This window comes from Mycobacterium sp. E2497, from assembly GCF_001668695.1.
GTDB lineage: Bacteria > Actinomycetota > Actinomycetes > Mycobacteriales > Mycobacteriaceae > Mycobacterium.
Genome location: NZ_LZKD01000012.1, coordinates 1 through 11,257, shown reverse-complemented (window position 1 = coordinate 11,257; position 11,257 = coordinate 1). Strand labels below are relative to the sequence as shown.

Genomic DNA, 11,257 nt, shown 5'->3' with positions numbered 1-11,257 from the left:
CCGCGGTATGGGTGAGCCGGTCAACGTCGACGACGTAGATCAGCATCGCCGGGGCCACCGTGACGCCCGGCTCACCCATACCGCGGGCTTTGACGAGCCGGGACTTCACGACCCGGAAGTGCAGAAGTCTTACTACTACGTCGACGTCGGGCTGATCGCCGGGAATGTCTACCTTTTCGCCGCCGCCCACGGCCTCGCGGCCTGGTTTCACAACTGTGACAGGGCCGGGCTCACCGAGCACCTTGGATTGAAGGTCCACCAACGAGTCCTGTTCGCGCAGTCGGTCGGCTACCTACCGGCGGACTGATCGCGGCCTGGCAGGTCGGCGGCGACGTCCGCTCGGGTGGGGTCGAAGCTGAGAAACCCTTTGATGGGCAGGCTTTCCGGCGGCGGGTCCGCGTAGCTCCACGCGACGTCGTCGGCATCACCCGCGGACCAGTACGTCGCGAAACCCTTGTAATTGCAGTAGCTCGACGTCTGTGAGCGGCTCAGCAGGTCGGTGCGTACGTGCGCCGGGTCAACGTAAAGTCTTGGCTCTAAAGCCGTTTCGAAAACGATCACGGTCTGGTCGGTGTCGACCAGCACGGTGCCGGCGACCGAGACCCGCAGGCGCCGCTTGGTGGGCCGGCAGTCGACGCGGTGGTAGGGATTCGGCGGGTAGTGCACGAGTTCGCGGCCCTCTTCGAGCCAGGTGTCGACGGCGTCCCAGGGCACGTGCACGAAGCCCGGGGCTTCCGGCTCGGGCTCGGCGGGCAGGTCGCCGACCTCGTCTGCCCGGAAGGCATAGCCGAGCGGGTGGCCCCGCCGGTGCACCATCAGCGCCCCTTCGGTGTCGATCACCAGGCGCCCGTCCCGCCACGCCTGCACGCGGCGCGGATGAGGCTCGATGAAGACGACGTCGGCGGGCAGCGGGGGCGAGAATCGCCCGGCCGGATCACTGCTGAGCGGACCACGTCCGGCTACCAGGCTCATGGTGTGAGGCTAGACCTCTGTGCGCCGGGCCGGTACGCGCCGGGAGCGGGTCAGTGGTCCGCACAGAGCAACCCCGCGTACTGGCGCTCGAGCACCTTGGCGGCGCCACGCTCCCAGCCCGCGGCCAACGACCCGGACAACTGGTCGGGGAAGATCTCGTCGTCGCCGTTCTCCACGCCGTCGAAGATGGCATGCGCCACCGATTGCGGCGACGATTTGGGGATGTCGAGCTCGCGGGTCATCTCGGTGTCCACGGGCCCGGTCAGCACCGCATGAACACGCACCCCCTGCGGCGCCAGGATGACACGCAGAGATTGCGTCATGGAGAACGCGGCCGCCTTCGAGACGGAGTAGGCCGGGATGATCGGCAACGGGGCCAACGCGTTCACCGAAAGGTTGTTCACGATCGATCCCGCGGATCGCACCAACAGCGGCAAGAAGGTTTGGATCACGGCGTAAGTTCCGAAAAGGTTGACGTCCAGGTGTCGTTGGAGCGCGGAGGGGTCGCTCAAGTCGTCGTACAAAGCAAGGCCGGCGTTGTTGACGAGGATGTCGAGAGCATCGACCTGCTCAGCCGCCGCCCGACGATGGGCGTCTTCGGTGATATCCAGGGTCAGCGGCGTCACTCGGGAATCACCGTTGTCCGCCAAGGCCTTTCGGGTACCCACGTACACTCGCCGAGCGCCTCTGTTCAATGCTTCCACGGCGAGCGCCCGCCCGATGCCGCGATTGCCACCGGTGATCAGAAGTGCTTTGCCTGAGACTGTCGCCACGAAGACCAACTCCTTCTCGTTTGGCGTTAACGGCAGACCGCACATCCTGTGCGGCTTACCGTGGCGAGCCATCGGGGCCCGCATGTATTCCGATGCACCGGGGCGTGCGGAATCATCGATCCGCAGATCAGGGCGCCGACCAGGCGCGCCATCCGGTCGGTGAGAGAGGGCGAGCGCTGGCGGGTCCGCGGGGCGGATGCGGGGCGGTTCAGTGAACCATGCAGGCTTGGGCCCCGTTGTAGACGCCGTCGCGGTAGGCGTCGATCCGGGCCGCGCCTTGCCCCTGTCGGGCCACATCGCCGTTGCCGCGGAACAGCAGTAGGGCGGCCACACCCTTGTCCAGGTCTCCGGGGGAGAGCCGGTAATTGCTCTCGGGGCGGTTCTGCAAGAGGATGCTTGCCGCCCACGCGCCGGCCATACAGTCGGCCCGCAGCGACACTTTCTTGTCGGCTGGATCTTGCCCGTCGCGGTACAACGCGGCGAGTCCATACTGTGTAGCGATCAGGGTGGCGACCGCGAAGTCACCGCCCTCGGCGTAGATCTTCGGCATCGCGGTGACGTTGTCGAATCCGACGTAATCCTCAGGCACGCAATAGAACAGCACATATCCGGCCGTCGATTGACCGGCACAGTCCGGCTGGCCCGCCGGTGCGAACGGGCGGGCCGGTGCCAGCGGGGCCCACGGCCTGCCGGTCAGCTGCGGGAAGACCTGCGAGTAGTAGTCCTCGAGGTCTGTTGGGACATTGTTGACGATGTCGTCGTATGGCGCATTGCCGCCAGCGGCCATGTCGGCGGCGTTGTTGAACGGAATCTCCACGACGACCGGGTCACGGTCGTTGTAACCCTTGCACGCCGCTGCCCCGTTGTCGAAGCCCCGACGGAAGGAGTTGACACGGTCGAATCCGCTGCCGTGGGCACGGGGATCCTGTTTCGCCGTGCCCGGCTCGTCGCGCAGGAAGAGGAAACCCGCCAGCGCCTGATCCAGCTCGTCGGCGTTCGGCCTGAACGTGTCGGCCTTTGCGTGCGCCGCCCACGCCCCGGCGAAGCAGTCGGCCTGAATCTCCTTGGTCACCGTTTGTCCGGTGAAGTTGGCGCGGGCCTGGACCGCGTGCCCCCACTCGTGGGCGAGGACCACCGGAATGACGAAATCACCGAATCGTTTACGCAAGCTCGGCAGCAATCCTTCGGAGTCCCAGGCTACGTCATCGGCTTTCGCGCAGTAGAAGGCGTTGCCGGCGACGTCGTCGGCCGCCGCCGCGCAGGGTGGCAGTGGCCCGGTTGATGGCCGGACCGCATAGAAGCCGCCCTTGACCGGTGCGTAGTCGCGGCCGTACAGCTTGGGAAATTCACCGGCCCAGTAGGTCTCGATGTCGGCGATGGCCTTCGCGGCGAGCGCGTTCGCCGGGTCGGAACCGTCACCGTGGATCTGCACCTGGGGCGCCGGGTTGAACGTGGGCACCGTCGCGGAGTGGGTGGACCTGCCGCCGCACCCGTCGCATGTCAGTACCGCCACCATCACGACGGCTGTCGCGCGGAGCCGCCATCGCCTGTCTGCCATCGTTATTGGATGGGCTTGTCGTCCACTTTGAAGTGGAAGTTCACGTCGGAGCCCTGCACGGTGTTGACGGTCACGGTGACGCCGTACTTCTGTCCGCTGTCGACGAGTTCGCAGCGCAGCGTGGCGCCCTCGGTGCCTTTCAGGTTGTCGGGGCACGTCACGGAGTCGGGTTTGGAACCGAACTGCTGCGTCAGCTGATCGCTGATTTGGCTGGCCACTTGGTTCTTGTCGATGGTGTTGACCATGTCGAATTTGACCTGGCTCCCGTCAACGGTGCTGACCGTTACGTTGACGGTGCTGGTTTGACCGTTGACCTTCATCGTGCAGTTGGTCTGCGCACCGACCTGAGCCTTGAGATCATCGGGACACGTCACCGACTCGGGCTTCTGTCCGTTGGGTGACGTCATCTTCGTGCTGATCTGGTTGGCGACATCTCCTTTGCTCACCACCTTGGGGCCACTCGAGCATGCGCCCACGCTCGCTGCGACCCCTGCGACCGCGCATGCCAAAACGACCTTCTGCCCTAACGAATTAGCCATGACACCAGCCTTCCGCGTTCACGTGACGGCCCAACCCCAGACCCGAGGCAGGGATGACACGTCCTCTTCACATTGCCGCCGGGAAAATTACTCACCGGTGTTGGAATTGGATTGGAACGTTCCTCCGACGGGGCGAGGACGGTCGGACCGTCCGTTTTCAAACGAATTCCAAACTGCCTCCATTAGGTTGACGTTCGGTCAGATCAGGGCCGGGTCGCCGGGCGGCTACCCGGTCGACATTCCGGCTTGGAATTGGAGCAGACGAAATGGCGAGTGCCCCACCGCATACCAAGGCTTACTTGTTGAAGAACCGCGGCAACTCGTGGTGGGTCAACGTCGAGCTCCATCTCACGGCCGCCAGTTTGCGGTGCACTGCCTCGGAGTACTCGAAGTGGGTCGACGAGGAGCTCGGCCTGACCGACTTCAAAGCGAAACTGTCCTCGGGTGAGCCGGTGGTGGTCTTCGACTTTCGCCGCGACGAGCTGACGATCAAATGGCTGCGGCAGTTCTACCGCGGTGGGTTCCGGGTGAGCAGGGGCGATTCCCGGCAGTGGTTGGTCTCGCTCGTCTACCCGAGCGGGTTCGGGACCCTGCTCGACCTGATGACCGACCGGGCAGTGTGGCGCCAGTGGCGTGAGGCGCTACCCGACACGCCCGGCTGAGCGTTCACCCCGGCCGGTCGGTTACCTGTGACAGGCCGGCCAGTCTTGCGGCGATCAGGGAGTCGGAGGCGTGTTCTCCCGTCGCATCGGCCACGCGCTGCGCCCTGCCCAGCAATTCCCGGGCGTTGTCCGACCGGCGATGGTGATTTTCGATGTCGGCCAGCAGGGCGAGAAAGAAGGGGGTCATCGCGGTGGACCCGTCACTGGTGAGCGCGCCGAAGGCCTCAAACGCGGCGTCGCGGTCGCCCTCCCCGTTCTCGAGGGTGCGTGCCCACACGCTGATGATCCTCGCCGCGGCCCCCCACTGCTGGCCGCCGGCCGCACAGAATTCGCGGTCCACGGCGTCAGCCAGTTCGGCGGTGCCTTCGACGTCACCCAGGATCGCGGCGCATTCGACGAATGTCAGCTTCGCCGCAAGGATATTGAATACGTCGCCGCGACTCTGTGCGAGATGTAATGCCCGTCGGTGATATTCCCGCATTGCGTCACGGTCCCCGCGGATCGCCTCGCCCAGCGCCATCCAGCAGTACACCCGGGGGTGGAAGAAGTGCATCGGGTCGGTGACCGTCTCGGGAGGCGGAAACGTGTCCATCATGTGGCGGCCAGTGGCGATGAGCGCTTCAACATCACCGCGCAGGGAATACACCATGATGTGCGCGAAGTCATTGACGACACCGATATCGGGATCCCCTGTCAGGTCGTATTGCTCCCGGAGCCCGTTGGCAATGATGTGCGCCTCGTCGATGCGCCCGTGCCCACACAGCATGAGGCATTGCAGCGCGATCGCCCCGTAGAAGCTTCGGCCCTTGACCTGACTGCCGATCTCGAAGGCACGTTGCACGGCATCCGCCGCGGCCGCGCTGGTCTGGCCCTCGAGGATGCCCTTGGCTCCGGCCAGATGCAGCCAGAGGGTGGCTTGACGTTCGAGCTCTTCGGGTTTGGCCGGGAGCTTGCGACAGATCTGTAGCGCATGGTCGGCGAGGCTGGCTACGTCGTCGTAGGCGGAGCGGGTCAGGGCCCGCTGAATGACCGTTTCGTGCAGCTCCAGGGCTGTCTCGGGGTGCAGCTCCGTGCCGGCGCGCCACGCGTGATCGGCCGCGGCGATCCCGTCTTCGTACGCGGCCGCCGCCAGCCCGGCCGCGCGCGCGGTGGCGACCGCGGCGTGCACGGTGGTGCGTTCCGTGGTGTCGAGCTGTGCGAGCAGCGCGTCGCGGAGAATTCCATGACTGAAGCGGTACATACCCGGCCGGCCGGGCACTTCGTCGAGCAAGCCGGCCTGGTAGGCCGGGCGGAGTCGGCGCTGCACGGCGGAACTCGTCAAGTCGACGACGTCGGCCAATTCGGCGACGTCGAACTCGGGGCCGATGACCGCCGCCGCGGCGACGAGGCGCCGGGACGCCCGTTCCAACGTGGCCAGCCGGCGCCCGACGACGCCGACCACAGCGTCAGACAGGTTGGACGACGCGATGTCGGCTCCACCTCGACCGGCGCTGGCGGCCTGGAGAGTGCGGGCAATCTCCTTGAGGTAGAAGGGATTACCGCCAGCCTGCTGCCACACTTGTTCCGTAACGGCGCGGGAGGTCGCGACGCCGGCTATCGAGTCGACCAGCAGCGCGGCGGCCTCGCGGTCGATACCGTTGAGGTGCACCACGCTGGTGTCATTCGATCTGATCAGGCTCTCGAACGATGAGCGGTTCACGGGTCGATCGACCCCGTGATAGGTCCAAGTACCGATGACTTGAATCGGTACCCGGGGGAACATCGCCGCCAGCAATGACAATGCGTTCCGTGAGGTGCCGTCGGCCAGCTGCAGGTCGTCGAGGACGATCAGGAGCGGTTTGATCGACGACAGGGCCTCCAGCGCCGTGACGATACCTTCGACCACCGCAAATCCCGTCGCGGCGACCCGAGTGGACGGCGCGAGCGGTTCGATGTCATTCCATTCGGGAACAAGTGTGTCGACGACCCCGGGCGCCGCCCGCTTTACCGCCCGGCGTCCGGCGTCGCCCAGGCCGGCGCCCAACTGTCGCAGGAGTTGGATCCAGGTCCACAACAGCGGCAGCTTGATGGCGCTGGGGTGACTGGCCCACGACACGGCTACGTCGTCCGCTCGGACCTGGTCCGCAACCGTTTGTGCTAAAGCGGTTTTCCCGATTCCACTTTCGCCGGTGATCAGGGTCAGCCCGCCAACGCCGGCGGCGGCCAACCGGGCCGTCGAGAGGACCGCGCCAAGTTCCGCGTCGCGGCCGACCAATCCCGGGACCGCCAACCGGCCGGACGCGGCGCGTGCCCGGCCCGCTGGCCACTCATCCCGAATCTCGTTCGGCTCCGCACTGATTCGCCGGAAGAGATTCTGCAGGTCCTCTCCCGGCCGGGCGCCGATCTCGCGCTCAAGCGTGGCACTGGCCCGATGGAATGCACGTGTTGCATCGGCGGTTCGACCGGCGCGGTGCAGAGCACGCATCAGGTGTTCCCACAACCGCTCCTGCAGCGGGTATTGCGCCAACGCCGCCTCGATCTCCGGGATCAGCTCGGTGCCGGAACCGAGCCGCAGCGCAGCATCGAAGCGAGCCTCGATCGCGGTGGTCCGCAATTCGGCGTAGCGCAAGGCGTCGGGCGCGGCGAAGTCTCGATAGGTGAACTCGCCGAACGGGTCTCCGTGCCACAACGAAAGGGCAGCGCCGAAGGCCTCGACCGCGCACGTGGGGTCATCGCGCAGCAGGGCTGACCGGCCCAGCGACACCCGCTGTTCGAAGTGGTGCAGATCAATGGAATCCCCGTCGAGCAGGTTCAGCTGGTAGCCATAGGGCCGCGACTGCAACCGCTGTTCAGCAGCGTCGGCCGGCCCCAGCATTCGGCGCAGGTTGGTGACGTAGGAGCGTAGCGATGCCAATGCCTTCGGCGGCGGGTCGTCCTCCCACACCGAATCGATCAGCCGGTCGATGCTGACGACAGCTCCGATGTTCGCCAAGAGCACCGCGAGCACACACCGCTGCTTCGGGCCACCGAGCGCCGCCCTCGCGCCGTCGACACGGGCCTCCACGACGCCCGACAGGAAGTACTCGACCACCTCACCCGACCCTTAGCAAACCTTTGCTCACGTCAGACAATAGCTTTGGCTGCCAGGACGCGTGGGCGGAAATCGATCGGCAACCCGGCTTCCGACCCCGGGGCGGCACGGAGTAGGAACGTAGCCATGGCGGGACCGATGGAGGGCGTCAAGGTCGTCGAGCTCGGGGTGTGGGTCGCCGGACCCGCCACCGGCGGCATCCTGGCCGACTGGGGTGCCGACGTCGTCAAGATCGAACCGCCGAACGGCGATCCGGGCCGGATGTTCGGCAAGATGCTGGGCTGCGACCTGGGGGTCAACCCGCCTTTCGAAATGGACAACCGCTCCAAGCGCAGCGTCGTGCTCGACCTCACGGAGGAGGCGGGGCGCGAAACGGCGTTCGAATTGCTCGCTGACGCCGACGTTTTCGTGACCAACGTCCGGCCGGCCGCGCTACAGCGGCTGGGGCTGGACTTCGAGTCGGTGGCGGCCCGCAACCCCCGCCTGGTCTACGGACTGATCACCGGATACGGCGAGACCGGGCCCGACGCCGACCGGGCCGCCTACGACGTGGCCGCGTTCTGGTCGCGGGCCGGGGTCGCTCATCTGCTCACCCGGCCCGGCGACACGCCGCCCTTCCAGCGCGGCGGCATGGGCGATCATTCGGCCAGCATGACGCTGGCGGCCGCCGTGTGCGCGGCGCTGGTCGCCCGCGGGCGCACCGGCGCCGGCCAACTGGTGACCACCTCGCTTTATCGCCAGGGCGCCTACACCGTGAGCTTCGACCTCAACACCTATCTGCTGACCGGCCAGCCGATCGCGATCGGGCAACGCGGATCGATGGGCAACCCGTGCATGAACAACTACGCGACCGCCGACGGGCGCCGGTTCTGGATCGTCGGGCTCGAAGGCGATCGGCACTGGCCCCCGCTGTGTCGCGCCGTCGGCCGCCCGGAGTGGCTTTCGGACCCCCGGTTCAGCGACGCGTACTCGCGGTTCGTCAACGCGGTCGAGCTGATCGCCGAGCTGGACGCGGTCTTTGCCACCCGCACCCTCGACGAGTGGGCTCAGGCGTTCGCCGCCGAGCCTGATTTCTTCTGGTCGCCGGTGAACAGCCTCGAAGACGTCGTGGCCGACGAGCAATTCCACGCCGCGGGCGGCATCGTCGACGTCCCGGACGGGCAATCCAGCGTTGCGATGGTGGCCACGCCGGCCGATTTCCACGGCACACCGTGGGCACCGCGTTCTCCGGCACCGGAACTCGGGCAGCACACCGAAGAAGTGCTCGCCGAACTCCGGGCGCGCCGCGACTCGTGACCAGCGGTCGTACCTTTACAAATTTGCTCGCAAGTGTCACGCTGTCCGATGTGTCGCGCTAGCGGCGCCAGCCCAGGACAAGCGTTGCGGTAAACGCCAATGCACCGATTCGGTGCGGCGGTGAGGAACGGATTCAATGGTCACGTCAACGTTCGACATCAGGGAAGGCAGCCGGCTCGGCGCCCGAGCGGGCCGTGCTGACCGGGAGTGTCTGCGATACCGGCTCGACGTCATCGCGGTCAGCGCTCTCGACGTGGTCCGGTCGACCGGAGGTTGGCTCTACGACCGGGCGATGGCCGGCTGGCAGGTGACGGTGCTGCTGCCGAGCGGCGGCGACGCCCTGTCCCTGCGGATCCTCGGTGTGCAGGGGGTGGACTTCGAGGATCACTTCGCCGCGGCGGGTCCGGGCTCGATGAGCCAGAGCCTGGCGGTGAGCGCCGAGGCGTTCGCCGCCGATGCCCGCGTGCGTGACAAGGTGCTCGCGTCGCTCGACGATCGGCTGACCGAAGTCGCCCTGTGGGGCAGGGCGCCCTCCGGGTGGCCCCTGCGGGTGGATCGGGGGGTGGCCAAGGCGCAGTACGTGCTCAGCGCCGCCGCGCGCAGATTCAAGGGCCATGCGCTGGCTGCGGCCGGGATCGACTGCGCCGCAGTCCATTCCACCGAGACGCTGCTCTGTGATCTGGCGACCTGTGAGCGCGGTGATTCGGGGCTGGTCCGGCTCGACTGATGAAGAAGTACTACCGGCACACGCTGCTCTATCTGCACGAGACCATCTCGCTCGGCTCCGGGCGAAGCGAATGCTTCACCGAGGTCTTCACCGACACCTACCGGCCGATGATGGACGAGCTCGGTGCGCGGCTGTTCGCGATCTGGGAGACCACGCCCTACAACGGTCACTGGCCGCAGGTGACGATCATCTGGGAGATCGACGGGTTCGCCGACTACGCCCGGATCGGGGCCGCCCAGGCCCGCGGCGGCAGTCACGAGGCCGCGGCGGGGAAATGGTCGGCCTTTCTGGCCGACATCGGCGCGGCCGGGGAGGGCCGGATCATGTACCCCGGGCCCAGCAACAAGACCCTCGCCCAGCTGCGTGAGGCCAATTTCACTGCGCCGCTGGTGATTCAGGAGATCATGCAGACCAAGCCGGGGCGTCAGGACGACTACATCCGCGAACTGGAGCGGCTCTACGTCCCCTGGTCGGAACGCACCGGTAAGCGCTGGCTGGGTTCGTTCACCACGACGTTCCGCTACAACGAGGTCATCCACTACTGGGCGCTGGACGGCGGCTGGCAATGCTTCGCCGACCACTACCCCTCGTGGAAGGACAGCCCGCCCGCCGAGATCGTCACCTGGATGAGTGTGGCGCCCGCGCTGCGCGACGGCTGGGAGGATTCGATCCTGCAGGCCCTACCGCCGTCGCCGCTGCAGTGATGCGCCAGCAAGAGGCCGTGAACTTCGCCTACGACCCCTTCGACGCGCAGGTGATGGCCGATCCGCTGCCGTACTACCGGATCCTGCGCGACGAGTATCCCGTCTACTACATGCCCCAGTGGGACACCTTCGCGCTGTCCCGCTTCGAGGACATCTGGCAGGTGCTGGAGGTCAACGACGGGACGTTCGTCGCGTCGGAAGGGACCCTGCCGGCCGCATCCGTCCTGGCCAAGCACAACACCGGACCGGTCGCCGACCCGCCGCTGCACCCGCTGCCGTTCCACGCCGTGTTCGACACGGACCTGTACGCGGAGATCCGGCGCGCGCACTCCCAGCCGCTGCGCCCCAGGGCCGTCACCGGCTTGGAGGCCCGGATCCGCGAGCTGGCCAACGAGCGCCTCGACGAGTTACTGCCCCGCGGTTCGTTCGACCTGACGCAGGATTACGGCGGCATCGTGGTGGCGTCCGTGGTATGCGAACTTCTCGGCATACCAGTCGATTTCGCGCCACAGGTGCTGGCCGCGGTCAACGCCGGAAGCCTCGCCGAGCCCGGCGTCGGGGTGGACACCGCCGAGGCGCGGCCCAACTATTTCGAATACCTGCTCCCGGCGGTCCGGCGCCGCCGCGCGGACCCCTCCGGGCGGCCGTTGGCCGTCGTGGACGGCCTGCTCGCTTACCGCCTACCCGACGGCAGTCCGCTCGACGACGTCGAGGTCGCCACCCAGATGCTGTGCATCTTCATCGGCGGCACCGAGACGGTACCCAAGATCGTCGCGCACGGGCTGTGGGAGCTCGGCCGCCGGCCCGACCAGATGGCCGCGGTCCGCGCCGACCCCGAGAACACCGTGCCGACCGCGCGCGAGGAGATGATCCGGTTCTGCGCGCCGGCGCAGTGGTTCGCCCGAACAGCACGCAAGCCGTTCACCATTCACGGCGAGACCATCCGGCCGGGGCAG

11 protein-coding genes are annotated in these 11,257 nt (G+C 67.0%); 6 read left to right on the top strand and 5 right to left on the bottom strand.

Annotation, left to right across the window (positions count from 1 at the left end; translation table 11 throughout):
• A partial coding sequence (locus A5713_RS00890; protein WP_197516258.1) for a nitroreductase family protein occupies positions 1-307 on the top strand: 307 nt, incomplete at its 5' end.
• Here the strand turns inward: A5713_RS00890 and A5713_RS00885 are convergent.
• The 4 genes from A5713_RS00885 to A5713_RS00870 all read right to left on the bottom strand — a co-directional run bounded on the left by A5713_RS00885 (position 289) and on the right by A5713_RS00870 (position 3,842).
• On the bottom strand, positions 289-972 hold the full coding sequence (locus A5713_RS00885) for a DUF427 domain-containing protein (protein WP_067922720.1): 684 nt from the start codon (positions 970-972) through the stop codon (positions 289-291). The genes A5713_RS00890 and A5713_RS00885 overlap by 19 nt on opposite strands.
• Before the next feature lie 50 nt (positions 973-1,022).
• Positions 1,023-1,790 carry an SDR family NAD(P)-dependent oxidoreductase gene (locus A5713_RS00880; protein WP_068091530.1) on the bottom strand — a complete coding sequence of 256 codons (768 nt, stop codon included), beginning with the start codon at positions 1,788-1,790 and terminating at the stop codon, positions 1,023-1,025.
• Positions 1,791-1,953: 163 nt separating this feature from the next.
• Positions 1,954-3,303, bottom strand: a complete 1,350-nt coding sequence (locus tag A5713_RS00875; RefSeq protein WP_068091523.1) for a neutral zinc metallopeptidase — start codon at positions 3,301-3,303, stop codon at positions 1,954-1,956.
• 2 nt (positions 3,304-3,305) lie between these two features.
• Positions 3,306-3,842 (bottom strand): DUF4333 domain-containing protein, encoded by a 537-nt coding sequence (locus tag A5713_RS00870; protein ID WP_067922716.1) that lies wholly within the window; start codon positions 3,840-3,842, stop codon positions 3,306-3,308.
• Positions 3,843-4,108: 266 nt separating this feature from the next.
• Between A5713_RS00870 and A5713_RS00865 the strand changes: the two genes are divergently transcribed.
• Entirely contained in the window at positions 4,109-4,504 is a 396-nt protein-coding gene (locus tag A5713_RS00865) for a hypothetical protein (protein ID WP_067922715.1), read from the top strand.
• A gap of 4 nt (positions 4,505-4,508) precedes the next feature.
• Here A5713_RS00865 and A5713_RS00860 read toward each other — a convergent pair whose 3' ends face one another.
• A complete protein-coding gene (locus A5713_RS00860) occupies positions 4,509-7,574 on the bottom strand; it encodes an AfsR/SARP family transcriptional regulator (RefSeq protein ID WP_068091520.1) in 3,066 nt (1,021 codons plus the stop codon).
• Positions 7,575-7,700: 126 nt separating this feature from the next.
• Between A5713_RS00860 and A5713_RS00855 the strand changes: the two genes are divergently transcribed.
• The 4 genes from A5713_RS00855 to A5713_RS00840 form a co-directional block, all read left to right on the top strand.
• Positions 7,701-8,870, top strand: a complete 1,170-nt coding sequence (locus A5713_RS00855; protein ID WP_068091517.1) for a CaiB/BaiF CoA-transferase family protein — start codon at positions 7,701-7,703, stop codon at positions 8,868-8,870.
• A 136-nt stretch (positions 8,871-9,006) separates the two neighbouring features.
• Positions 9,007-9,597 (top strand): hypothetical protein, encoded by a 591-nt coding sequence (locus A5713_RS00850; RefSeq protein ID WP_068091514.1) that lies wholly within the window; start codon positions 9,007-9,009, stop codon positions 9,595-9,597.
• Complete coding sequence (locus tag A5713_RS00845; RefSeq protein WP_068091511.1) at positions 9,597-10,301, top strand: NIPSNAP family protein; 705 nt, start codon at positions 9,597-9,599, stop codon at positions 10,299-10,301. The genes A5713_RS00850 and A5713_RS00845 overlap by 1 nt, the downstream gene beginning before the upstream one ends.
• Positions 10,302-10,318: 17 nt before the next feature.
• Positions 10,319-11,257: cytochrome P450 (locus A5713_RS00840; RefSeq protein WP_082972704.1), on the top strand; the 939-nt coding region annotated here is incomplete at its 3' end.

What these genes read in the sequence shown, in the direction of transcription:
- A5713_RS00865 (WP_067922715.1), top strand. Translation starts at nt 4,109, where the DNA reads ATGGCGAGTGCCCCACCGCATACCAAGGCTTACTTGTTGAAGAACCGC.
- A5713_RS00855 (WP_068091517.1), top strand. Translation starts at nt 7,701, where the DNA reads ATGGCGGGACCGATGGAGGGCGTCAAGGTCGTCGAGCTCGGGGTGTGG.
- A5713_RS00870 (WP_067922716.1), bottom strand. Translation starts at nt 3,842, where the DNA reads ATGGCTAATTCGTTAGGGCAGAAGGTCGTTTTGGCATGCGCGGTCGCA.
- A5713_RS00885 (WP_067922720.1), bottom strand. Translation starts at nt 972, where the DNA reads ATGAGCCTGGTAGCCGGACGTGGTCCGCTCAGCAGTGATCCGGCCGGG.
- A5713_RS00850 (WP_068091514.1), top strand. Translation starts at nt 9,007, where the DNA reads ATGGTCACGTCAACGTTCGACATCAGGGAAGGCAGCCGGCTCGGCGCC.
- A5713_RS00845 (WP_068091511.1), top strand. Translation starts at nt 9,597, where the DNA reads ATGAAGAAGTACTACCGGCACACGCTGCTCTATCTGCACGAGACCATC.
- A5713_RS00875 (WP_068091523.1), bottom strand. Translation starts at nt 3,303, where the DNA reads ATGGCAGACAGGCGATGGCGGCTCCGCGCGACAGCCGTCGTGATGGTG.
- A5713_RS00880 (WP_068091530.1), bottom strand. Translation starts at nt 1,790, where the DNA reads ATGTGCGGTCTGCCGTTAACGCCAAACGAGAAGGAGTTGGTCTTCGTG.